We start from the raw sequence: 23830 nt of genomic DNA on the forward strand, positions 1-23830 counted from the left end.
TGCTCGCGAAGGCATCACCGCCTGTTTCGCGAGCAGGCTCGCTCCCACAGAACATATTTAAATATAGGAGTGCTTATGAAACTGCTGCGCTACGGCGATAAAGGTCAGGAAAAACCGGGTCTGCTGGATGCCCAAGGCAATATTCGTGATGTGTCGGCCCATATCGCCGATGTCGCAGGCTCCGCGCTCAACCCTGAAAGCCTGGCCGCCCTGAGCAAGATCGACCCCGCCACCCTGCCCCTGGTCAGCGGTTCGCCCCGCATCGGCGCCTGTGTGGGCCAGGTCGGCAAGTTCATCTGCATCGGCCTCAACTATGCAGACCATGCCGCCGAGTCGGGCCTGGCGGTGCCCTCCGAACCCGTGCTGTTCAATAAGTGGACCAGCGCCATTTGCGGCCCCAACGACAACGTCGAGATCCCCCGCGGTTCGACCAAGACCGACTGGGAAGTCGAGCTGGGCGTGGTCATCGGCAAGGGCGGTCGCTATATCGACGAAAGCAACGCCATGGACCACGTGGCCGGGTATTGCGTGATCAACGACGTGTCCGAGCGTGAGTGGCAGCTGGAACGTGGTGGCACCTGGGACAAGGGCAAGGGTTTTGACACCTTCGGTCCCCTCGGCCCATGGCTGGTGACCCGCGACGAAATCGCCGACCCGCACCAGCTCGACCTTTGGCTTGAGGTCGACGGACAGCGCTACCAGAACGGCAATACCCGCACCATGGTGTTCCAGATCCCGGCCCTGATTGCTTACCTGAGCCGCTGTATGTCGCTGCAACCGGGGGATGTGATTTCCACCGGCACACCGCCGGGTGTGGGCCTGGGCATCAAACCGTCGCCGGTGTACCTGCGCGCCGGCCAGGAAATGCGCCTGGGCATCAGCGGCCTTGGCGAACAGCGCCAGCGCACCGTGCAGGCCGACTGACACACCGCACACTTTGAAAATAATCATAAGAAACAGGAACAACCCATGCGAATTCTGATCACTGGCGGCACCGGCTTCATCGGCAAACAACTGGCTCAGCGCCTGCTTGACCTGAACACCCTGACCCTCGAAGGCCAGGCGCCCCGAGCCATTGAGCGTATCGTGCTGTTCGACGCCTTTGCCGGCGAAGACCTGCCCGTCGATCCACGTATCGAGCTGGTCACCGGCGATGTGGCCGACCCTGAAGTCATCGCCCGCGTCACCGATGGAGTGGATCTGGTGTGGCACCTGGCAGCGGTGGTCAGCTCGGCTGCCGAAGCCGATTTTGACCTCGGCATGCAGGTCAACTTGCACGGCCTGATGCTGCTGCTCGAAACCCTGCGCAAACAGGGCAACGCCCCGCGCTTCGTCTACGCCAGCGGTTTCGCGGTGTTTGGTGGTGAGTTGCCGGCCGTGGTCGATGACAACACCGTGCTCACGCCGCAGTCCTCCTATGGCATGCAAAAAGCCGTAGGCGAGTTGCTGGTGGCCGACTATGCGCGCAAAGGGTTTGTGGATGGCCGCGTGCTGCGTCTGCCCACGGTAGCGGTGCGCCCCGGCAAACCGAACAAGGCTGCCTCGACCTTCTTCAGCTCGATCATCCGCGAACCGCTGGTGGGCCTGCCGGCCGTCTGCCCGGTACGCCCGGATACCCAGGTGTACCTCACCTCTCCGCGACGCATCATTGAATCGATGCTGCTGGGCATGACCCTGTCGCCGCAAACCCTGGGCAACCAGCGGATCATCCCGCTGCCGGGCGTCACCACCACCGTGGCCGACATGGTCAGTGCCCTGCAACGGGTGGCCGGTGACGACGTGGTCAAACTGATTCGCTGGGAGCCGGACGCCACCATCCAGCGCATTGTCGAAAGCTGGCCGAGCAAGGTCGAAGCGCCACGCGCCCGTGCATTGGGCTTTACCGCCGACCCGGACTTCGACGCCATCGTGCGCGCCCACATTGAGGACACAGCCGGCTGACACAAAGCGCTCCGTAGCCGCTGACGAGCGGAGCGAGACTGCGTCCGGCTACGAAGGATTCGTTACTCAAGACTCACGCTACACACAACAATAAAAACTGAGGCCGTGCGATATGACCACCACACCGCTCCCCGACATCTCGGACATAGAACAACAGACGATCAAGCGCGTTACCCAGCGCATGATCCCCTTTCTCATCCTGCTGTTTGTGGTCGCCTTTCTGGACCGTAACAACGTCGGGTTCGCCGCACTGCGGATGAACGAAGACATCGGCATCAGCCAGACCATTTATGGCCTGGGCGCAGGTATTTTCTTCCTCGGCTACTTCATGTTCGAAGTGCCAAGCAACATTCTGCTGCACCGCTACGGCGCGCGGGTCTGGATTGCGCGGATCATGGTGACCTGGGGCATCATCGCCGGCGCCATGGGCTTTTTGCAGACGCCCATGCACTTCATCTCACTGCGCGTACTGCTGGGTATCGCCGAAGCCGGGTTCTTCCCCGGGGTCATTTATCTGCTGTCGCTGTGGTTCCCGAGCCGTTACCGCGCCCGCATGATCGCCACCTTTTACCTGGGCGTACCCATCGCACAAATCATCGGTGCACCGCTGTCGGTGGGCCTGATGGAACTGGGCGATGCCTGGGGCTTCGTCGGCTGGCGCCTGATGTACATCGTCGAAGCCGTACCTGCCGTGATCCTCGGTGTGGTGTGCTACTTCTACCTCACTGACCACCCGGCCGATGCCCACTGGCTGACCGACAAACAGCGCAACTGGCTGATCAACACCCTGTCCCAGGAGGAGCGCAACAAACCGCTGGTGGTGGGTGTTCAACCGACCAAAGGCCAGATGATCCGCAAGGCTCTGTGCAACCGTCAGGTATGGCTGCTGGCGCTGGTGTATTTCGGCATCACCTCGGGCTCCAACGCGATGAACTTCTTTATGCCAACGGTACTGGCATCGTTCCGCGGCTCGTTCGGGCTGGAAATCGGCCTGATGCAGAACGGTCTGATCACCGCCATCCCGTACGCCGTCGCCGCAGTGGCGATGATCTGGTGGAGCCGTCGCTCTGACCGTCTGCAAGAACGTCACTGGCATGCGGGCGGTGCCGCCATGCTGGCCGCCGTCTCGATCGCCGTGGCGCTGTGGCTCAACCAGCCATGGATCATCGTCGTCGGTTTTATCCTGCTGGCCATGGGCGTATACAGCGCAATCAACGTGTTCTGGGCCGTACCGGGGCAGGTGCTGACCGGCGTTGGCGCGGCCGTGGGGATTGGCCTGATCAACTCCATCGGTAACCTCAGCGGCTTTATCGGCCCTTACCTGACTGGCTACCTGTTCACCGTCACCGGCAGCTACACCCCGGGCTTTATGGTGATTGCTGCACTGGTCGGCCTGGGTGGTCTGGGCATGGTGCTGATGCCGCGCAACAAGGTGTCGCAGATTGGCGCAGAAATGGCCCCGGCGGTTGGAGGCAAAGCATGAACCTGCCAACCGTAGCCTTTATCGGAACCGGGATCATGGGCCAGCCCATGGCCCGCAACCTGCTGCACGCCGGCTTCCCGGTGCGGGCGTGGAACCGTTCGCCGGCCAAGGTGCAGGAACTCTCTGCACAAGGCGCTGAGGTTTTCCAGACCCCGGCTCAAGCCGCAAACGGCGCCCAAGTGCTGATCTGCATGCTCAGCGATGGTCCGACCTGCGACGAGGTGCTGTTTGGCGAAAACGGCGCCGCCCTGGCCTTGGCGCCGGGTGCGCTGGTGATTGTGATGAGTTCGATCCCGGTCGACACCGCCGCCGACCAGGCACGCCGCTGTACCGAACTGGGCCTGCGCTACCTCGATGCTCCAGTGTCGGGGGGTGAGCGCGGAGCACGGGAAGCCAGCCTCGCGATCATGGTCGGTGGCGACGCAGCCGCCTTCGAGCAGGGCCGCCAGGTGCTGGCGGCCATGGGCCGTCCGGTACACGTCGGCCCGGCCGGCACGGGCGAGCTGTCCAAGCTGGTCAACCAGTTGATCGTCGCCAGCACCATCGCCACCGTCGCCGAAGGCCTGCTGCTGGCCGAGCGCGGCGGCGCAGACCCGTCAAAAGTCCACGAAGCGTTGATGGGCGGCTTTGTCGATTCGCCGATCTGGCGTCAACACGGCCAACGCATGCTCAACAACGATTTCACCCCCGGTGGCCCTGCCAAATGGCAGCTCAAGGACACCCGCACCGCCCTGGCCCAGGCGCAAAAGCTGGGCCTGAACCTGCCCGTGGGCAGCCTGGTGGACAGTCTGTTTGCCGCCATGGTCGAGGCCGGTGACGGCGAGCTCGACCACGCCGGGCTGATCCGTCAGCTGCGCCGCAACAACCCATTGCCCGAATAACTTGCTGGAGCCTGCCATGACCGATTCAACCCCACGCCGCCTGCGCAGCCAGCTGTGGTTCGACGATCCAAGCCACGCCGACCTTACTGCGCTGTATGTGGAGCGCTACATGAACCAGGGCCTGACCCGGGCTGAACTGCAATCGGGGCGGCCCATCATCGGGATCGCCCAGACCGGCAGCGACCTGACGCCCTGCAACCGTCACCACATCGAACTGGCCAAGCGGGTCAAGGACGGCATCCGCGACGCGGGGGGCATTCCGATGGAATTCCCGGTGCACCCGATCGCCGAGCAATCACGTCGCCCAACCGCGGCCCTCGACCGCAACCTCGCCTACCTGGGCCTGGTGGAAGTGCTGCACGGTTACCCGCTGGACGGCGTGGTGCTGACCACCGGCTGCGACAAAACCACCCCGGCCTGCCTGATGGCCGCCGCCACCACCGACCTGCCCTCCATTGTGCTGTCCGGCGGGCCGATGCTCGATGGCTGGCACAAGGGCCAGCGCATCGGTTCGGGCACGGTGCTGTGGCATGCGCGCAACCTGCTCAGCGCCGGCGAGATTGATTACGAAGGGTTCATGACCCTCACCACCGCGTCATCGCCTTCTGTAGGCCACTGCAACACCATGGGCACCGCCCTGTCGATGAACGCCCTGGCCGAAGCACTGGGCATGTCGCTGCCCGGCTGCGCCAGTATCCCGGCGCCTTACCGCGAACGCGGGCAGATGGCCTATGCCACCGGCATGCGGATTGTCGACCTGGTGCGCGAAGACGTACGCCCCTCGCAGATCATGACCCACGCGGCATTCGAAAACGCCATTGCCGTGGCCTCGGCGCTCGGCGCGTCCACCAACTGCCCGCCGCACTTGATCGCCATTGCCCGCCACAGCGGCATCGACCTGTCGCTCGAAGACTGGCAGCGCGTGGGTGAAGACGTACCCTTGCTGGTCAACTGCATGCCGGCCGGCGAATACCTGGGCGAAAGTTTCCACCGTGCCGGCGGCGTACCGGCCGTGATGCACGAGCTGGACAAGGTGGGGCGCCTGCACCGCGACTGCCTCACCGTCAGCGGCCGCAACATGGGGGAAATTGTTGCCGACACCGTGACCGGCGACCGTGATGTGATCCGCTCGTATGAAGACCCGCTGATGCACCGCGCAGGCTTTATCGTGCTCAGCGGCAACTTCTTCGACAGCGCCATCATGAAAATGTCGGTGGTGGGTGAAGCCTTCCGCAAGACCTACCTCAGCGACCCGCTGCAACCCAACAGCTTCGAAGCGCGGGCCATTGTGTTCGAAGGTCCGGAAGACTACACGGCACGCATCAACGACCCGTCCCTGGACATCGACGAGCGCTGCATTCTGGTGATTCGCGGTTGCGGCACCGTGGGCTTCCCCGGCAGCGGCGAGGTGGTGAACATGGCGCCGCCTTCCAACCTGATCAAGACCGGGATCGACTCCCTGCCGTGCATGGGTGATGGCCGCCAGAGCGGAACGTCGGCCAGCCCGTCGATCCTCAACATGTCCCCGGAATCCGCCGTGGGCGGTGGCCTGTCGTTACTGCGCACCGGTGACCGCCTGCGCGTCGACCTCAATGCCCGCAGCGTCAACCTGCTGGTGGACGAAAGCGTCCTCGACGAACGTCGCCAGGAACCGCTGCCACCGCTGGCCCCGTCACAAACCCCTTGGCAGGAACTGTACCGCCAGCTGGTCGGCCAGCTGTCCACGGGCGGCTGCCTGGAACCGGCAACGCTGTACTGGCGCGTGATCCCGGAAAACGGCCCGCCCCGCCACTCTCACTAGAAACCACAGACACATGACTTGTGGGAGCTAGCCTGCTCGCGCAGCAGACGCTGCGGATGGTCAGGCAAAACGCGGTGACTCGATCGCGAGCAGGCTAGCTCCCACACTGCCTATTTTTCAAGGATCAGGCCTATGCAAACGCTGCAATTGACCGTAGAAAACTCCCTGCCCAATGACTGGCAACGCGCAACGCTGGTCGGTCGCGTCTGGCTGCCCGGCGACCATGGCGGCCCGGCCGTGGTGGTGATTCGTGACGGCCAAGTGATCGACTGCACCGCACACTTCCCCACCTTGAGCCTGCTGCTGGACAGCGACAACCCGCTGCAAAACGTGCGCGAGCTCAGCGGTACCTCACTGGGCACGATCCAGGCCCTGCTGGCCAACAGTGGCGAGCAGCGCGACATGGCCAAGCCCACCCTGCTGGCCCCTGTGGACCTGCAAGTGATCAAGGCGGCGGGCGTGACCTTCGCCGCCAGCATGATTGAACGGGTGATCGAGGAGAAAGCCGGTGGCGACGCCCTGCGTGCCGAAGAAGTCCGGGGCCTGGTGCATGAAGTGATTGGCAACAACCTGCGCGACCTGCGCCCCGGTTCGCCCGAAGCCATGCGCCTCAAGCAGGTGCTGATCGAGCAAAACATGTGGTCGCAGTACCTGGAAGTCGGCATTGGTCCGGACGCCGAAATCTTCACCAAGGCGCCGATCCTGGCGGCCGTGGGCAGCGGTAACGCCATCGGCATCCACCCGGGTTCGAGCTGGAACAACCCGGAACCGGAAGTGGTGCTGGCGGTGGACAGCCAGGGCCGGATTCACGGCGCCACCCTGGGCAACGACGTCAACCTGCGCGACTTCGAAGGCCGCAGCGCGCTGCTGCTGAGCAAGGCCAAGGACAACAACGCGTCCTGTGCACTGGGGCCGTTTATTCGCCTGTTCGACGAACACTTCAGCCTCGACGACGTGCGCCAGTGCGAGGTGACCCTGCGGGTTGAAGGCATGGACGGCTACGTACTGGACGGCAAAAGCTCAATGAACCAGATCAGCCGCGACCCGGCAGACCTGGCCGAACAAACGCTCAACGCCAACCACCAGTACCCGGACGGCTTTGTGCTGTTCCTGGGCACCCTGTTCGCACCGACAGAAGACCGCGACCAACCGGGTCAAGGCTTCACCCACAAAGCGGACGACGTGGTGAGCATTTCATCACCAACGCTGGGTGCGTTGCACAACCGCGTCACCGGCAGCGACCAGGCCCCGCAATGGGCGTTTGGGGTCGGGGCATTAATGAAGAACCTGGCGCAGCGGGGGCTGCTGGGGTAAGCGCTGTCAATCAGACCTTTGCACCCCGCCCGGCCACCAAGGCCGGGCGGGGTATTGGTCGTTAGCGGATAAACGCCCGCAAATCACCGCCTACTTTCTTGATCGCTACTTTGAAATCATTGGCGGTGACGGGCTGGCTGGCGTTTTCCAGTGTTTCACCGAAGACTTTGCGAACCACTTTGGCCACCGTCTCGCCGGTGCCCGCGTCGATAAATTCGGCTTCAACGTAAAGTTCGGAGTCCTGGTCGCGGTGACCGGTCACCGCCGTCACGCTGCCGACCAAGGCGGCGACAGGGACCACTTCATACCAGTGCATGCCTTCGTTCGACGCCGAAACACCGGTAATGGCCGCACGCATGATCAGCGTGCGCGAACCGGCAGGCGCCAGATGGGTATTCATCACCACCCGGTACTTCTCGCTGAGAATGTTTTTAGTGCTGAGGGTCATGTACGCCTGCAGCTCTTCGAGGGTCTTGAGGTTGGTCCTGTCATCGGGCCGAGGCTCCGGGAAGAACTCCAGTTGCTTGAACGCAACCGTGTCATAAGCACTCGGGTTCCACGAAGGGCTGACCCAACGCATCGACTTCTCGCCGCTGGTGGTGGTCACTTCCTGCAGGTCGTTGTAGTCGAACAGAAAGTTGGAGTACTGCTCTTTGTCGGTAATCCTGGACGTGCAGCCACTGAGCAGCAGGCTGCTCAACACGACACCGGATAAGAGCTTGTGAACCATGTTCATGTGTTTCTCACTTTTGCGTTTAACGAGATGCCAGCACAGCGAAGACGTGCCCGGGACAGGCATGAAAAAGGGTCTTGCCGAAGAGGAGCCGGATGCTGACATTCAGACCTTGCTTGAAGATGTCTGCTTTGTTTCCGGGTTGAAATATGGCGAGCGCTGCGCCCAAACAAAAAAGCCCCGCCGGTTCATGCCCGGCGGGGCTTTTTTGTTGGCCTGCTGCTGTCACCCTGCTGGCACCCATAAAGTGAGATGCCCGGTGATCGGCTTGCAAGGCCTTGTATGTGTGGTGTCCCAGGCGGGGTTCGAACCTGCAACCTTCCCCTTAGGAGGGGGATGCTCTATCCAATTGAGCTACTGAGACAAATGCCGGCGAGCATGGTAACGGCCGGGCCTTTGTTTGTCATGTCGTGTGTGGCCTTTTTAACTGTCAGACGCCGACTACAACGCCCTGAATTCAGTCACCACGCGAAAATCGTATACAAAACGTCACGTAATGGTGCACCAGAGATCACCAAACATTCTTTTTGCATCAAAAAGTAACAACTATCTCCTTGATTAAAATCGATCATCGATGCACCGCCTTTCCCTCTGCTGATTTTTCAGCACTCAAATAAAAAACAGAAATTCTTTTGTTTTCAGCGAGTTGAAAAATAACAAAGCGACCTGCGAGCCCCGCGACTGCTCCCTGCCTTTGCGCTGGCATGAATATCGCTTACACCCACACGGCACTTGTATACAAAACAAACAAAAACTAAGTACACATTGTTTCGTAGCCTGCAGCATAAAGCAGGCATACCGCGGACTCTCTCAACCAGTGATTACCGCTGCCGTGACGAAGATTTGTCGAGCCAACGCTCATGAACAGTCATCACGCCAGCGGGCATCAGGAGCTTGCCAGAATGCGTTCAAGACTCTCCAATACCCTCGCACTGGATTTACCTTCCCCGGTTTCAACCCCCCTCCCCGTTTCGGGCTTCGTTTCGCCAACGCTGGCACTCAGCCCGCGCTTGCACAACAACGACCTGGCACCGACCAAAGCCGAAGGTCGACGCTGGGGCCGATACAGTATTTTTGCGCTGTGGACCAACGATGTGCACAACATTGCCAACTACTCATTCGCCATCGGGCTGTACGCGCTGGGGCTGAACGGTTGGCAAATCCTGCTTTCACTGGGGATCGGCGCAGCACTGGTGTTCAACTTCATGAACCTTTCGGGCTATATGGGCCAGAGGACGGGCGTGCCGTTTCCAGTGATCAGCCGTATCAGCTTCGGCATTCATGGCGCACAGATTCCGGCGCTGATACGCGCTGTTATCGCCATCGCCTGGTTCGGGATTCAGACGTATTTGGCTTCAGTGGTCTTGCGAGTGTTGCTCACCGCCATCCACCCCGGCTTTGCCGCCTATGACCACGACTCGATCCTTGGGCTGTCGAGCCTGGGCTGGGTCTGCTTTGTGGCGATCTGGCTGGTGCAGCTGGCGATCCTCGCCTACGGCATGGAAATGGTTCGCCGCTATGAAGCCTTTGCCGGGCCGGTGATTTTGCTGACAGTGATCTGCCTCGCCACCTGGATGTGCTTTCAGGCCAACGGCACCATCGCGTGGTCGAATCGCGAGCCGTTGAGCAGCAGCGAGGTATGGCGCAACGTGTTTGCAGGCGGGGCGCTGTGGCTGGCCATTTACGGCACGATGATCCTGAACTTCAGTGACTTCTCACGCTCGGCCCCCTGCTGCAAAACCATCAAGGTCGGTAATTTCTGGGGGCTACCGGTCAATATTCTGGTATTCGCGGGTATTACCGTCTTGCTGTGCGGCGCCCAGTTTCAAATCAACGGCAAGATAATCGAGAACCCGACACAAATTATTGCCTCTATCCCGAACACCTTTTTCCTGGTGCTGGGCTGCCTGGCGTTTCTGATTGTGACGGTGGCGGTGAATATCATGGCCAACTTCGTCGCACCGGCGTTCGTACTGAGCAACCTGGCCCCCAAGTACCTGACGTTCCGCCGGGCCGGGCTGATCAGCGCAACCATCGCGGTGGTGATCCTGCCATGGAACCTCTTTAACAGCCCGTTGGTGATTGTTTACTTCCTGTCCGGCCTGGGCGCCCTGCTCGGCCCGCTGTATGGCGTGATCATGGTCGACTACTGGCTGGTACGAAAAGGTCAGGTGGATGTACCGGCGTTGTACAGCGAGGACCCGACCGGGGTTTACTACTACTCCCGCGGCGTCAATTTACGTGCTGTTGCGGCATTTATTCCGGCCGCGCTGATCGCAATCGTTCTGGCGCTCGTTCCGGGTTTCCATACCGTATCGCCATTCTCATGGCTGATTGGTGCCGGTATCGCAGCGATGCTCTACCTGATCATCGCCAAACGCCAACCTCACTACGCCCAGGTCAGCGGGGAATCCATCGCGGTCGATAACGCCAGCCATTGATGCATTGCGGTCTGGCTCGCCCAGACCGCACCGGGCAAGCCAGATGCCCGGATCCAGTTCGCCCTTCTCAAGCCGTCCGACGCACATCGTGCAATTTGCACTGCATCAAAAAGCCATCATTGCAAATTGCAATCAAACCCCTCCAGAATGACCGCCCAAACCACTGTTTTATAAGGGTTTTATAACCAGTTACAGTTGGCACGAAGACTGCTCTATTAACAGTATCCCGCCCATGCATTCAGAGATGAGCGCCATGAACAGCACGCTTTTACTGTTAAACGCCCTTGCACTGGCCGTACTGGTGGTCTTCCACTTTCAATCTGCACCCGCTGTGGCTGAGCAACAGGTTGAGCTGGCAACTACCTACAGCAAGCCCCCCAAGCCGCAGGCACAAATCGCGGTGATGACCGGCGCAAGCAAGGTGTCACCTCAGGTGACCACCGAGCATCCCGTCACAAGGGAAACTACCGTGGGAAAGGGCTGGGTCTTTTGACTGGCACATTGAGAAGAGTGATGGAAAAACATGCCCAAAATTGCTTTGGCGTTGTTGATGATGGCGTTAGCGAGCCTCGCCCTTGATGTATTGGATCGTAATGAATTCGGTAATCTGCCGCTGATCGCTTCGGCTGTTTTTTTCGGTTGCTGGCTGGTGGCCCTGGTTATCGGGCGCAGAATCAAGTTTGACCCGCAGTTACGTTGAAACAACCATCTGACAAGGCCCCGTGTCTTTTTAGATCAGCGGTAAACCAGTACGCTATCAAAACCAGTGCATATTTTTGATAATCACTACTGGCATAACGCCTTTATCCGGTTCAATATTTGTCACAGAATTGACGCTAGGGAAGTGGCAGATTTGAGGCATGATGCGCGCCTCTTAGCAATTCAGGTTGAACATTTGGCCATAAGGACGGTCTTAAATCACATCCTGCGGCCAATTTCCGAGAACCGCTCCCCTGAACTAACCGGTTAACTATAATGCGCCCATTGAAACAGGCAATTTACTCCAGCCGTACGGCTGACAAGTTCGTCGTGCGCCTGCCAGACGGAATGCGCGAGCGCATCGCCGAGGTGGCTCGCAATCATCACCGCAGCATGAACTCAGAAATCATTGCCCGCCTGGAGCAAAGCCTTATCCAGGAAGGTGCATTGGGCGAAGAACCCAGCATGCGCCTGGACAGCCCTGAACTTTCCCTGCATGAGCGTGAGCTGCTGCAACGCTTCCGCCAACTGTCGCACCGCCAACAAAACGCCCTGGTTTCACTGATTGCCCACGATGCCGAAGCCGCATCCGAAGCCTCCTGATTTAACCCGGGTACAAAAAAGCCAGCATTGCGCTGGCTTTTTTTATGGGCGCTGCACACGCCGCAGACAAAAACGGCCTGACCCGACGGTTGTCGGATCAGGCCGTGAGCCATCAGAGCAGGAAAATAGTTGCCAGCCCCAGGAAGATAAAGAACCCGCCGCTGTCGGTCATGGCAGTGATCATCACACTTGCCCCCATGGCCGGATCACGCCCCATCCTGGCAAGCGTCATGGGGATCAACACACCCATCAGCGCTGCCAGCAGCAGGTTCAGAGTCATCGCTGCGGTCATCACCACGCCCAGTGACCAGCTGCCGTACAGCAGGTACGCGACAATACCGATCACCCCACCCCACACCAGGCCGTTGATCAGGCCTACAGCCAGCTCCTTGCGCATCAGGCGCGAGGTGCTGCCGGTGTTGACCTGATCGAGGGCCATCGCCCGTACGATCATGGTGATGGTCTGGTTGCCGGAGTTACCGCCAATACCGGCCACGATCGGCATCAGTGCGGCAAGCGCCACCAGCTTTTCAATCGAGCCTTCGAACAGGCCGATCACCCGCGAAGCAATGAACGCCGTAACCAGGTTGACTGCCAGCCAGGCCCAGCGGTTACGCAGGGATTTCCAGACTGACGCGAAAATATCTTCCTCTTCACGCAAACCCGCCATGTTGAGGACTTCGTTTTCGCTTTCCTCACGGATCAAGTCGACCATTTCATCGATGGTCAAACGGCCGATCAGCTTGCCGTTCTTGTCGACCACAGGCGCCGAAATCAAGTCATAACGCTCAAACGCCTGTGCGGCATCGTAGGCGTCTTCGTCCGGGTGAAAACTCACCGGATCGCTGGCCATCACTTCGGACACTTGTTTTTCAGGGTCATTGACCAGCAAGCGCTTGATCGGCAACACACCCTTGAGTGCGCCGTCGTAGTCGACCACAAACAGTTTGTCGGTATGGCCCGGCAACTCTTTTAGACGACGCAGGTAACGCAGTACGACTTCAAGACTGACGTCCTCACGGATCGTTACCATCTCAAAGTCCATCAGGGCGCCGACCTGATCCTCGTTGTAGGACAGTGCGGAGCGAACACGCTCACGCTGCTGGCCATCAAGGGTCTCCATCAGCTCATGGACGACGTCTCGCGGCAGCTCGGGGGCCAGGTCAGCGAGTTCGTCGGCGTCCATCTCCTTGGCCGCAGCCAGGAGCTCGTGATCGTCCATATCGGCGATCAGGGTTTCACGTACCGAGTCGGAAACCTCGAGCAGGATGTCGCCATCGCGATCAGCCTTGACCAACTGCCAGACCGTCAGACGGTCGTTCAGCGGCAATGCTTCGAGGATATAGGCAACGTCTGCGGAGTGCAGGTCTTCCAGTTTACGCTGGAGCTCGACAAGGTTTTGCCGGTGGACCAGGTTCTCGACCCGATCATGGTGATGGCCTTCCTGACGATGAGTCAGGTCTTCGACCACACGCTGGCGATTAAGCAGCTCAATAACTTGAGCGAGGCGGCTTTGCAGGCTGTCTTGCGTTTTCTTTACTTCAACTTCGGTCATAGGCGAACTCCACTCCCAGCAGCAGGGCACGCCGGAAGGATCAATCAGTCAATTCATGATTGGAAAAACGGGATGCTGAGTTACTACTGGGTAAGTCCATGGAGGTGTTCCACAAGCCCCGGCGGGGCTGACGGGCGCAATCATACACGGCTTAAAAATTTATGACGCAAAAATCTCGGGGATAACAAAAGCTTGCGGGACGCCGCCAGACTTTGTTTGCGCGATGCCTGTGCGACGCAAAATGATTCGCCCAGGGCACACACCCCGGAAAAAACCATCGCCGGTGGGTTCCGGTAGCCACTGCAAGAGTAAACAGGCGAGAAGTCTGCCGAATGACAGCAGTGCACGGTGCGACGACATGCCTGGGATTACTCAAATCCCAGACAGCAAAAAGCCCGCATCAGATGCAGGCTTTTTGGTGTTTGGTGCACTCGACAGGATTCGAACCTGTGACCGCTCGGTTCGTAGCCGAGTACTCTATCCAGCTGAGCTACGAGTGCAAGTTGTGTTTGATAGACCAGACCACCCTGGTTGAAGCCAAGTTAACCGCCGAAGCAACTAACTCTTAAATGGTGCACTCGACAGGATTCGAACCTGTGACCGCTCGGTTCGTAGCCGAGTACTCTATCCAGCTGAGCTACGAGTGCAAGTTGTGTTTGATAGACCAGACCACCGCTGGTTGAAGCAAGTTAGCCGCCGAAGCAACTAACCTTTGAAATGGTGCACTCGACAGGATTCGAACCTGTGACCGCTCGGTTCGTAGCCGAGTACTCTATCCAGCTGAGCTACGAGTGCATTTGAAGCTGCGTATTATAGACCGTTTAATCTCTCTGCCAAGCTTTTTTTTCAATAATTTCAACAACTTACTGAAACCGGCTAGATCAAACGTGCTACTTGAATAATGGCGGAGAAGGGGGGATTCGAACCCCCGACACCCTTTTGAGATGTACTCCCTTAGCAGGGGAGCGCCTTCGGCCACTCGGCCACCTCTCCGCAACACGGGGCGTATAATAACCAGCCTTTTCCCCGCATGCAACTAAAAACTTAAATAAAATTAAAGACTTGGTTCTTCGTCCTTTTCCTTCTTGATCCGCAGGTAGATCTCCTCACGGTGCACCGCCACTTCTTTTGGGGCGTTCACACCAATTCGTACTTGGTTTCCTTTGACGCCGAGCACGGTCACAGTAATTTCGCCATCGCCTATGATCAGGCTCTCTGCACACCGGCGAGTCAGAATCAGCATACGTCTCTCCTCACGCTTTCATTTCAGGAACAACAGTCTGCAAAAAAAAAGAGCCCAGGCCTACTAGCTAAATAGCTATAGCGCCCTGTGCTCCTTAAGTATCGACCAGCATGACGAAACTGGAGGTCTTCGGTCACGCTGCTCAAAAAACAAAGGGCGCGGATCAACCGCGCCCTTCTGGCAACGCGTTACTCACCCTGTCGGGTAGGCGCGTCCAGATCAAAAGCGGTATGCAGGGAACGCACGGCCAGCTCCAGGTACTTCTCTTCGATCACCACCGACACTTTGATCTCGGAGGTCGAGATCATCAGGATGTTGATGTTCTCTTTGGCCAGCGATTCAAACATGCGGCTGGCAACACCCGCATGCGAGCGCATGCCCACGCCAACGATCGAAACCTTGGCAATATTGGTGTCACCCACCACCTCGCGGGCACCGATCTCACGCGCCGTGTTTTCCAGCACGCTTTGGGCAGCGCTGTAGTCATTGCGGTGTACGGTGAAGGTGAAGTCGGTGGTGTTATCGTGCGCAACGTTCTGCACGATCATGTCGACTTCGATGTTGGCCGCGCTGATCGGGCCCAGAATCTTGAATGCCACACCCGGGGTGTCTGGCACGCCACGGATGGTCAGCTTGGCTTCATCGCGATTGAACGCAATACCAGAAATGATCGGCTGTTCCATGGATTCCTCTTCATCAATAGTAATAAGGGTGCCTGGACCCTCCTTGAAGCTGTGCAAAACGCGCAGCGGTACGTTGTACTTGCCTGCGAACTCGACAGCCCGGATCTGCAACACCTTGGAGCCCAGGCTGGCCATTTCCAGCATTTCTTCGAAGGTGATCTTTTCCAGACGCTGAGCTTTTGCCACAACCCGTGGGTCAGTGGTGTAAACACCGTCGACATCCGTGTAGATCTGGCACTCATCAGCCTTAAGGGCCGCCGCCAGCGCCACACCGGTGGTGTCAGAGCCGCCACGGCCCAGGGTGGTGATGTTGCCGTGCTCATCCACACCCTGGAAACCTGCAACCACAACCACACGCCCGGCCTTGAGGTCTGCGCGAATCTTCTGGTCGTCAATTTTCAGGATGCGGGCTTTGGTGTGCGAACTGTCCGTCAGGATACGTACCTGGCTGCCGGTGTAGGACACCGCTGGCACACCGCGCTTGTTCAGCGCCATTGCCAGCAGACCAATCGTCACCTGCTCGCCCGTGGACAAAATCACATCCAGCTCACGGGGTAACGGCTGATCACTGATTTGCTTGGCCAGGTCGATCAGGCGGTTGGTTTCGCCGCTCATGGCAGACAGCACGATCACCAGATCATTGCCGGCTTCGCGGAACTTCTTAACTTTATCGGCGACCTGCTCGATTCTCTCGACAGTGCCGACCGAGGTGCCTCCGAATTTTTGTACGATCAAAGCCATTTCAAAGCAGCCTCAGCCCATAAAGGGCGCCCATTTATCATTCAAACGACGCGCCATCACTAGACGATGGCGCGTACTGGACCTCAGATACCTTGCTCGACAAATGGCACAGTCAGGGCCAGCGCGGCGTCCAGGGCTGCAGCATCAACACCGCCGCCTTGCGCCATGTCCGGACGACCACCGCCCTTCCCGCCCACTGCCGCAGCGGCCTGCTTCATCAAATCACCGGCTTTGAGTTGGCCAGTCAGGTCTTTGGTTACGCCTGCAACCAGTACAACCTTGTCTTCATGGACACTGCCGAGCAGGATCACTGCACGGCCGAGCTTGTTCTTCAGCTGATCTACCAGCGCCAGTAGCGCCTTGCCATCCTGACCGTCCAGGCGAGCGGTCAGCACTTTCACGCCTTTTACGTCTACCGCCGACGATGACAGATCATCACCGGCAGCGCTTGCGGCCTTGGCCTGCAATTGCTCGAGTTGTTTTTCCAGCTGGCGATTGCGCTCAAGAACCGCCGACAGTTTGTCGACCAGGTTCTCACGCGAGCCTTTGACCAGGCTGGCGGCTTCCTTGAGCTGCTCTTCGGCAGCGTTCAGGTAAGCCAGTGCTGCCGCGCCCGTCACCGCTTCAATACGACGGATACCGGAGGCTACACCACCTTCGCTGGTGATTTTCATCAAACCGATATCACCGGTGCGCTTGGCGTGAATACCACCGCACAGCTCAACCGAGAAATCACCGCCCATGCTCAGTACGCGCACGTTGTCGCCGTACTTCTCGCCAAACAGCGCCATGGCGCCTTTTTGCTTGGCGGTTTCGATGTCGGTTTCTTCAGTTTCAACAGGCGTGTTGTTACGAATCTGCGTGTTGACGATATCTTCAAGGGCCTTGATCTGCTCAGGCTTGATCGCTTCAAAGTGACTGAAGTCAAATCGCATGCGCTGGCTGTCTACCAATGAACCTTTCTGTTGAACGTGCTCACCCAGCACCTGGCGCAAGGCCGCGTGCAGCAAGTGCGTTGCCGAGTGGTTCAGCGCCGTGGCGTGACGCACATCAGCGTCAACCTTGGCGTCAACGGCCTGACCAACTTCCAGGCCACCCGCTGCAACCACGCCGTGGTGCAGGAACGCGCCGCCGGTTTTAGTGGTGTCGCGCACGTCAAAACGCGCTGCGCCCGCTTGCAGGTAACCGCAGTCGCCGACCTGACCGCCCGACTCAGCGTAGAACGGAGTCTGATCGAGGATCACAACGCCCTCGTCGCCTTCGCTCAAGCTGGCAACCGACTGGCCGTCTTTATAGAGCGCAACAACCTTGGCCGGAGCCTGGGTGGCGGTGTAACCGATGAACTCGGTCGGCACGTCGACTTTAACCAGAGTGTTGTAGTCCAGACCGAAAGAGCTGGCCGAACGTGCACGCACACGCTGGGCTTCCATCTCGCGCTCGAAGCCTTCTTCGTCCACGGTCAGGTTGCGCTCACGGGCGATGTCGGCCGTCAGGTCCATCGGGAAGCCATAGGTGTCGTAAAGCTTGAACACCACGTCGCCAGGAACCACGGTGCCCTTGAGGTCAGCCAAGTCCTGCTCGAGGATTTTCAGGCCCTGCTCCAGGGTCTTGGAGAACTGCTCTTCTTCAGCCTTGAGCACGCGCTCGATGTTGGCCTGCTCGCGCACCAGCTCCGGGAAGCTCTCGCCCATCTCGGCCACCAGGGCCGCGACGATCTTGTAGAAGAAGTTGCCGGTAGCGCCCAGCTTGTTGCCATGACGGCAGGCGCGACGAATGATGCGGCGCAGCACATAGCCGCGGCCTTCGTTCGATGGCAATACACCGTCAGCGATCAGGAAGCTGCACGAACGGATGTGGTCGGCGACAACCTTGAGCGATGCCTGGCCTTCGTTGGCACAGCCGATGGCTTGCGCCGCGCCATTGAGCAGGCTCTGGAACAGGTCGATGTCGTAGTTGGAGTTGACGTGCTGCATCACCGCACTGATCCGCTCCAGGCCCATGCCGGTATCGACCGACGGCGCTGGCAACGGATGCAACACGCCATCGGCGGTGCGGTTGAACTGCATGAACACGTTGTTCCAGATTTCGATGTAACGGTCACCGTCTTCGTCTGGCGAGCCCGGTGGGCCGCCCCAGATTTCAGGGCCGTGATCGTAGAAAATCTCGGTGCAAGGACCGCACGGGCCAGTATCGCCCATGGTCCAGAAGTTGTCCGACGCGTAGGGCGCGCCTTTGTTGTCGCCGATACGGATCATGCGCTCGGCAGGTACGCCGACGTCTTTGGTCCAGATGTCATAGGCTTCGTCATCGCTGGCGTAGACCGTTACCCAGAGCTTGTCTTTAGGCAGCTTCAATACGCCGGTCAGGAAGGTCCAGGCAAAGTTGATCGCATCTTTCTTGAAGTAATCGCCAAAGCTGAAGTTGCCCAGCATTTCAAAAAAAGTGTGGTGACGTGCGGTGTAACCGACGTTTTCCAGGTCGCTGTTCTTGCCGCCGGCGCGCACGCACTTCTGGCTGCTGGTCGCTCGGGTGTAGGCACGTTTTTCCTGACCCAGGAAACAGTCCTTGAACTGGTTCATCCCCGCGTTGGTGAACAGCAGGGTTGGATCGTTATTAGGGACCAAGGAGCTGGAAGGGACACGGGTGTGACCTTGCTCCTCGAAGAAGCGAAGGAAGGCTTCACGGATTTCTGCGCTTTTCATAGGTTCTTCCACGGAGGCTGAGGCCAGGGGCAAGTAAATCACGTCAATCGACAGTGCGACTCGCAAAGGGCCGCATTATATCGGCCCTTCGCCCCGGGTACAGCGTGTTTATACGATAGCGACAAGCAATTGGACGGATCGCAAGCTTATTGGCGGGAAAACTCGGCAAAAACGGCTATTACGTGTTCAATCTGGCTGCGACTGACATCCATGTGCGTCACCATTCGCAAGCGCGGCGAGGCGCTGAGCCTGATTCCCTCCTCGGCCGCAAAGGCCTTGAGGGCTTCGGCACGCTCATCGATCTGAACGTACACCATATTGGTCTGCACCGGCTCAACTTCATAACCGGCTGCGCGCAGCCCTTCGGCCAGTAACTGGGCATTGGCATGGTCATCGGCCAGACGTTCAACCTGATGATCCAGCGCATACAACCCCGCCGCCGCCAACTGACCGGCCTGGCGCATGCCGCCGCCGACCATTTTGCGCAAGCGCCGGGCTTTGCCGATCAGGTCTGCGGTGCCGCACAACACAGAGCCCACGGGCGCACCCAAGCCCTTGGACAGGCACACCGATACCGAATCGAAGTGGCGCGTAATTTCTCCAGCGTCGACCCCCAACTTGACGGCCGCGTTGTACAGGCGCGCGCCATCAAGATGCAGCCCCAGGCCATGCTCGCGGGTCAGGCGACTGGCGGCGGCCAGATACTCGACCGGCAACACCTTGCCCTGCATGGTGTTTTCCAGCGCGAGCAGACGTGTGCGGGCAAAGTGGAAATCGTCAGGCTTGATCGCGGCAGCGACCTGCCCCAGGTCCAGCGAACCATCCGCCTGAACCTCCAGCGGCTGCGGCTGAATGGAGCCCAATACCGCCGCCCCGCCGCCTTCATACTTATAGGTATGGGCCTGCTGGCCGACGATATATTCATCACCGCGGCCGCAATGCGCCATCAGCGCCAGCAGGTTGCTCATGGTGCCGGTTGGCACAAACAGCGCCCTGGCAAAACCAAGACGCAAGGCCAGTTCGGTCTCCAGCTTGTTGACCGAAGGATCTTCGCCATAAACATCGTCGCCCATTGGCGCATTCGCCATGGCCTCGCGCATGCCGATGCTGGGTTGCGTCACGGTGTCACTACGAAGATCGATAACAGTCATTGGAGAAGCCTCGGCAATTAAGTAATCAGCACTGGATGCTAATCGGGGTATTCCCTTTCGAACAAGAGCACGGTGGGCAAGATTGCTCATATTCAAGGGTTTACGTGAGAATCCGTGAACAAAGCAATCAGAAAAATTGATGGCTATTAGCAAAAAGCATCAATGCATCCTTGAAACATTTGTGATACAAAATGTCCGCCGCCAGAAAGGCTGGCGGCAACGTTCTCAGGGCGGGGTGTAACTCCCCACCGGCGGTAATTGCGCGCAATGCGCATAGCCCGCGAGCGCTTGGCAGATCCATCGGCTTCGGCTGAGGACAGGTCAAGGTCAGCAGACCCGGTGTGATCCCGGGGCCGACGGTCATAGTCCGGATGAAGAGAGAACGGGATTGGCGCCAAAGGGCCGTCAACCAGACGGGTATGTGTCGAGGCTCAAGGGCCGTGCGCTACCCGTCTGAGCGCACCCTTAAATCCCATTCGATTCATATGCCCTGTTTTTCACACAAACAGGAGTCTGAACATGCAACCCACCGCAATCGATAGCAAAAGCAAAAACCACCACAACGAGCGTGTAGCGTTTATCCAGGCTTGCTGGCACAAAGAGATTGTCGACCAAAGCCGCAAAGGCTTCCTGGCCGAAATGCTGGTGCAGGGCTACCAGGAAAGCGACATCGATTTCTTTGAAGTCGGCGGCGCCTTTGAAATCCCGCTGCATGCCAAGCTGCTGGCCAAGACCGGCCGTTATGCCGGCATCGTCGGTGCAGCACTGGTCGTAGACGGCGGTATCTATCGTCACGACTTCGTGGCCCAGACCGTGGTCAGCGCCCTGATGCAAGTCCAGCTGGAAACTGAAGTGCCGGTGTTCTCGGTCAGCCTGACCCCGCACCACTTCCATGCCGGCGAAGAACACCAGAAGTTCTTCTTTGACCACTTCGTACACAAAGGCGAAGAAGCTGCAAAAACCTGCGCCGATACCCTGCACAAGATCCGCAACATCAAGCGCATGGACAGCCAGCAAAAACGCGCGGTGTAATACCCGACGCATAAAAAAAGGCCCTATCAGGGCCTTTTTTTGTTGCCGCCTAAGCTAACGCCAAAGCCCGAGCCGGCTCGATAATCATCCCGGCACGCAGGCCATTCTTCACCTTCGGGTTGGGGAAGATAATCCGGGCACCTTCTTCTTCGATAATCCAGCGGGTCTTGCCCGTGTCCTGCGCCAGCAAATAGCCCTTGGGCAACTCACAGAAGTTTTCGACATCCGCCGGCAAGTGCAGGATAAATGCATCGCTGTGCTTGATCACTTCGCGGGCCACGCTGAACAGCTGCAAACCGTCCAGTGATGCTTCGGCCAGTGGCGACTCGGTACCTTCAATGATCTGCTGCAAGCGCAGCTCAAGGCGTTCGACATTGACTCCGCCGTTCTGCCCAAAAGGCCTGGCCTTGCCCAGCTCCAGGGTGAATGCCTCGGCACCCAGCTTGTCGTAGGTATAGGCACTGAAAACGATCGACGGCTTGTTTTGCAACAGCACCGCTTCCATTCCGGCAGCGCGCAGACGGGCCAGTTCGTTGCGGGAATGGGCCCGCCCTTCTTTATAAGGGTACAGCGCGAACTGCTCGATCTTCGAACCGCGAATTGCCGTGTGCAAATCGTAGTGAAGACGGGTGCGTTCAGGCGGGCTGAAAAATGTTTCGGCCAGATGTTCAAGCTCGCACGCGCGCAAGGCTTCAGGGCCACTGCTGGTTTCGTGGCGACCGTTGAACAGCCGGTTGAGATCCTCTTCGACAAATCGTGCCCCGGTGCGCATGGCACCCGGGTTGCCGAACAGGAACAGAATGCGTGCACGGGGTTTGATTTCGCCCCGCGCAATGGCCTGCAACAGGCGATCAAGCAACTCGATCGGCGCTGTTTCGTTGCCGTGGATGCCGGCTGACAACAACAGATCCAGGCCGTTGTCGCGAACTTCGGGTGGGCGCACTTCAAGCGCGCCTTCGGTCAGCCAGCGCATCCGCACGCCGTCGACAGTCAGTTGAGTTTTCTCGGCCGGTTCACGTCCGGCCAAGGTCAGTTCAAGCAGTTTGCCGAGAGCGAGCATAGTGCATCCTTAATCAGTGGTTGCAGTCTGGGCCGTGCACATGACCTTCTTCACCATCTTCGTCATCGCTCAGATCAGCCGGTTCCATTTCCAGTTGCAAGCTGACAAGGTTAGTCGCTAATGGACGCAGCAGCAGGTTGGCGTATTCGGCATCGCCTTCTTCAACGTCAACACCGATCAGCAACTGGCCACGGCCGTCTTGCTGGATCCACAACTCTTTGCCCTGCCACATGACGGCGACGCGGGTGCAGCTGGTTTCCAGCTGGGTGCCGTCGGTATCTTCAAGGATCAGCTTCAGGGTATCGGTCATTATTTCGCTCTCATTGGGAGGTAAGGTGCGTGCCCGGCGCTAATAATCGCTCAGGCACGCAACTGTTCAATTGATCTGGAAGGGGTAAACCGCGCCCAGCTTAAGGATTTGCGTCAGTTCATCCAATGCCGTACGGCATTCAAGCAACAATTGCGGGTCGGCCAGGTCGCTTTCGCGCAGGGCATCACGGTAGTGCTTGTTTACCCACCGGGTCAGCGTGTCATACAACGGCGCGGTCATGATAACCCCCGGGTTGACTGCCGCCAGCTCGGTTTCATTGAGTGCGACCCGTAACCGCAGGCATGCCGGACCACCGCCGTTCTGCATGCTCTGCTTGAGGTCGAACACCTTGACCTCTCGAATCGGTCCGCCAGCCGCCGTCAGCCCTTGCAGGTACTGCCAGACACGCGGGTTGGCGCGGCACTCTTCGGGCACGATCAGCAGCATCGAACCGTCTGCACGGCTGAGCAACTGGCTGTTGAACAGGTACGAACGCACCGCGTCTTCCACGGCCACCTGATCGCGCGGCACGCTGATCGACTGGAAGTTGCCACCGCGCGCAGCCAGCTTGCCGTGCAGTTCGGCCAGCATCTGCTCGGTATTGAGGAACGCATCCTGGTGATGGAACAGCAGCTCGCCATTGCCCACTGCGATCACATCGTTGTGGAACACACCCTGGTCGATAACGGACGGGTTTTGCTGGGCAAACACCACGCCTTCTTCGCTCAAACCGTGCAAACGGGCCACAGCCTGGGAGGCCTCGAGTGTCTGGCGGGCAGGATATTTTTGCGGTGCCGGGTAGCGGCTGTCGAACGCGCTGCGCCCGAACACAAAGAACTCCACACCCGCCTCGCCATACTCACGGCAAAAACGCGTGTGGTTCGCCGCGCCTTCATCGCCAAATTGCGCCACAGCCGGCAACGCCGCGTGGTGCGCAAAGTGCTGCTGATCGGCAAACATCGCGCCCAGCACACGGCTGGTGGTCGGGTGCTCGATGCTGCGGTGGAATTTGCAGTTGAGATTGGCCGCCGTGAAATGCACGCGCCCGTCTGCGGTATCCGCGCTCGGGCTGACCGTGGCCGCGTTGGCCACCCACATGCTCGATGCCGAGCAGCTGGCAACCAGCAATGGCATGGCTTCTTTGGCGGCGCGCTCAATGACCTGAGCGTCTGTGCCGGCAAAACCCAGGCTGCGCAAAGCGGCAACGTCCGGGCGCTCTTGCGGGGCCAGCACGCCCTGGACAAAGCCCATGTCCATCAGCGCTTTCATTTTTTCCAGGCCTTGCAGCGCGGCTTCCTTGGGGTTGGAAGCCTGCTGGCTGTTGCTCTGGGAAGCGACGTTGCCAAACGACAAACCGCCGTAGTTATGGGTCGGCCCCACTAAACCGTCAAAATTGACTTCAAAGGACTTCATCGGTGAGGCTCCGGCAAACGGTTATAAGTCATACATCCCTTGTG

Annotated in this window: 20 protein-coding genes, 5 tRNA genes and 1 riboswitch; of the genes, 11 read left to right on the plus strand and 14 right to left on the minus strand. The window is 59.0% G+C overall.

Annotated elements, in window-relative coordinates; genetic code table 11:
- Positions 1-75 precede the first annotated feature (75 nt).
- From BLW11_RS21505 to BLW11_RS21530, 6 genes are all read left to right on the plus strand, one after another.
- The gene (locus BLW11_RS21505) at positions 76-924 is read left to right on the plus strand and encodes an ureidoglycolate lyase (protein ID WP_048359756.1); all 849 of its coding nucleotides are present in this window, start codon (positions 76-78) and stop codon (positions 922-924) included.
- A 45-nt stretch (positions 925-969) separates the two neighbouring features.
- Entirely contained in the window at positions 970-1941 is a 972-nt protein-coding gene (gene denD, locus BLW11_RS21510; protein WP_048359757.1) for a D-erythronate dehydrogenase, read from the plus strand.
- A gap of 112 nt (positions 1942-2053) precedes the next feature.
- The gene (locus BLW11_RS21515) at positions 2054-3424 is read left to right on the plus strand and encodes an MFS transporter (RefSeq protein WP_048359758.1); all 1371 of its coding nucleotides are present in this window, start codon (positions 2054-2056) and stop codon (positions 3422-3424) included.
- Positions 3421-4305 (plus strand): NAD(P)-dependent oxidoreductase, encoded by an 885-nt coding sequence (locus BLW11_RS21520; RefSeq protein ID WP_048359759.1) that lies wholly within the window; start codon positions 3421-3423, stop codon positions 4303-4305. The genes BLW11_RS21515 and BLW11_RS21520 overlap by 4 nt, the downstream gene beginning before the upstream one ends.
- A 16-nt stretch (positions 4306-4321) precedes the next feature.
- A complete protein-coding gene (locus BLW11_RS21525) occupies positions 4322-6106 on the plus strand; it encodes an IlvD/Edd family dehydratase (protein WP_048359760.1) in 1785 nt (594 codons plus the stop codon).
- A gap of 132 nt (positions 6107-6238) precedes the next feature.
- A complete protein-coding gene (locus BLW11_RS21530) occupies positions 6239-7420 on the plus strand; it encodes a fumarylacetoacetate hydrolase family protein (protein ID WP_048359761.1) in 1182 nt (393 codons plus the stop codon).
- A gap of 61 nt (positions 7421-7481) precedes the next feature.
- On the opposite strand, the gene BLW11_RS21535 is transcribed toward BLW11_RS21530, so the two are convergent.
- Entirely contained in the window at positions 7482-8156 is a 675-nt protein-coding gene (locus tag BLW11_RS21535) for a DUF3313 domain-containing protein (RefSeq protein ID WP_048359762.1), read from the minus strand.
- Positions 8157-8440: 284 nt separating this feature from the next.
- Positions 8441-8517 (minus strand) — tRNA-Arg (locus tag BLW11_RS21540).
- A 538-nt stretch (positions 8518-9055) separates the two neighbouring features.
- Between BLW11_RS21540 and BLW11_RS21545 the strand changes: the two genes are divergently transcribed.
- From BLW11_RS21545 to BLW11_RS21555, 4 genes are all read left to right on the plus strand, one after another.
- Positions 9056-10594 carry an NCS1 family nucleobase:cation symporter-1 gene (locus tag BLW11_RS21545; RefSeq protein WP_048359764.1) on the plus strand — a complete coding sequence of 513 codons (1539 nt, stop codon included), beginning with the start codon at positions 9056-9058 and terminating at the stop codon, positions 10592-10594.
- A gap of 253 nt (positions 10595-10847) precedes the next feature.
- Positions 10848-11087 (plus strand): hypothetical protein, encoded by a 240-nt coding sequence (locus BLW11_RS21550; protein WP_048360182.1) that lies wholly within the window; start codon positions 10848-10850, stop codon positions 11085-11087.
- Positions 11088-11117: 30 nt separating this feature from the next.
- Positions 11118-11294, plus strand: a complete 177-nt coding sequence (locus tag BLW11_RS24030; protein WP_162837864.1) for a PA3371 family protein — start codon at positions 11118-11120, stop codon at positions 11292-11294.
- Between the two features lie 275 nt (positions 11295-11569).
- Positions 11570-11896: an Arc family DNA-binding protein gene (locus BLW11_RS21555; protein ID WP_048359765.1), complete on the plus strand. Its 327-nt coding sequence runs from the start codon at positions 11570-11572 to the stop codon at positions 11894-11896.
- A gap of 112 nt (positions 11897-12008) precedes the next feature.
- Here BLW11_RS21555 and mgtE read toward each other — a convergent pair whose 3' ends face one another.
- The 9 genes from mgtE to ltaE form a co-directional block, all read right to left on the minus strand.
- A complete protein-coding gene (gene mgtE, locus BLW11_RS21560; RefSeq protein WP_048359766.1) occupies positions 12009-13451 on the minus strand; it encodes a magnesium transporter in 1443 nt (480 codons plus the stop codon).
- A gap of 423 nt (positions 13452-13874) precedes the next feature.
- A tRNA-Arg gene (locus BLW11_RS21565) sits at positions 13875-13951 on the minus strand.
- A gap of 70 nt (positions 13952-14021) precedes the next feature.
- Positions 14022-14098, minus strand: a tRNA-Arg gene (locus tag BLW11_RS21570).
- A gap of 71 nt (positions 14099-14169) precedes the next feature.
- Positions 14170-14246 (minus strand) — tRNA-Arg (locus tag BLW11_RS21575).
- A gap of 107 nt (positions 14247-14353) precedes the next feature.
- Positions 14354-14444, minus strand: a tRNA-Ser gene (locus BLW11_RS21580).
- 61 nt (positions 14445-14505) lie between these two features.
- Positions 14506-14694 carry a carbon storage regulator CsrA gene (csrA, locus tag BLW11_RS21585; RefSeq protein WP_003175645.1) on the minus strand — a complete coding sequence of 63 codons (189 nt, stop codon included), beginning with the start codon at positions 14692-14694 and terminating at the stop codon, positions 14506-14508.
- 188 nt (positions 14695-14882) lie between these two features.
- Positions 14883-16118, minus strand: coding sequence for an aspartate kinase (locus BLW11_RS21590; RefSeq protein WP_048359767.1), 1236 nt, complete (start codon positions 16116-16118; stop codon positions 14883-14885).
- Positions 16119-16201: 83 nt separating this feature from the next.
- Positions 16202-18820 (minus strand): alanine--tRNA ligase, encoded by a 2619-nt coding sequence (gene alaS / locus BLW11_RS21595; RefSeq protein WP_048359768.1) that lies wholly within the window; start codon positions 18818-18820, stop codon positions 16202-16204.
- 146 nt (positions 18821-18966) lie between these two features.
- Positions 18967-19971: a low-specificity L-threonine aldolase gene (gene ltaE, locus BLW11_RS21600; protein ID WP_048359769.1), complete on the minus strand. Its 1005-nt coding sequence runs from the start codon at positions 19969-19971 to the stop codon at positions 18967-18969.
- A gap of 217 nt (positions 19972-20188) precedes the next feature.
- Positions 20189-20359, plus strand: a riboswitch (FMN riboswitch).
- Between the two features lie 131 nt (positions 20360-20490).
- Here ltaE and BLW11_RS21605 point away from each other — a divergent pair.
- Positions 20491-21003, plus strand: coding sequence for a 6,7-dimethyl-8-ribityllumazine synthase (locus BLW11_RS21605; protein WP_048359770.1), 513 nt, complete (start codon positions 20491-20493; stop codon positions 21001-21003).
- A 49-nt stretch (positions 21004-21052) separates the two neighbouring features.
- Here the strand turns inward: BLW11_RS21605 and astE are convergent, their stop codons facing one another.
- The 3 genes from astE to astB form a co-directional block, all read right to left on the minus strand.
- On the minus strand, positions 21053-22063 hold the full coding sequence (gene astE, locus BLW11_RS21610) for a succinylglutamate desuccinylase (protein WP_048359771.1): 1011 nt from the start codon (positions 22061-22063) through the stop codon (positions 21053-21055).
- 13 nt (positions 22064-22076) lie between these two features.
- Positions 22077-22373 (minus strand): topoisomerase II, encoded by a 297-nt coding sequence (locus BLW11_RS21615; RefSeq protein WP_048359772.1) that lies wholly within the window; start codon positions 22371-22373, stop codon positions 22077-22079.
- A gap of 66 nt (positions 22374-22439) precedes the next feature.
- Entirely contained in the window at positions 22440-23786 is a 1347-nt protein-coding gene (astB, locus tag BLW11_RS21620; protein WP_048359773.1) for an N-succinylarginine dihydrolase, read from the minus strand.
- Positions 23787-23830: the final 44 nt, after the last annotated feature.

This window comes from Pseudomonas deceptionensis, assembly GCF_900106095.1.
Lineage (GTDB): Bacteria > Pseudomonadota > Gammaproteobacteria > Pseudomonadales > Pseudomonadaceae > Aquipseudomonas > Aquipseudomonas deceptionensis.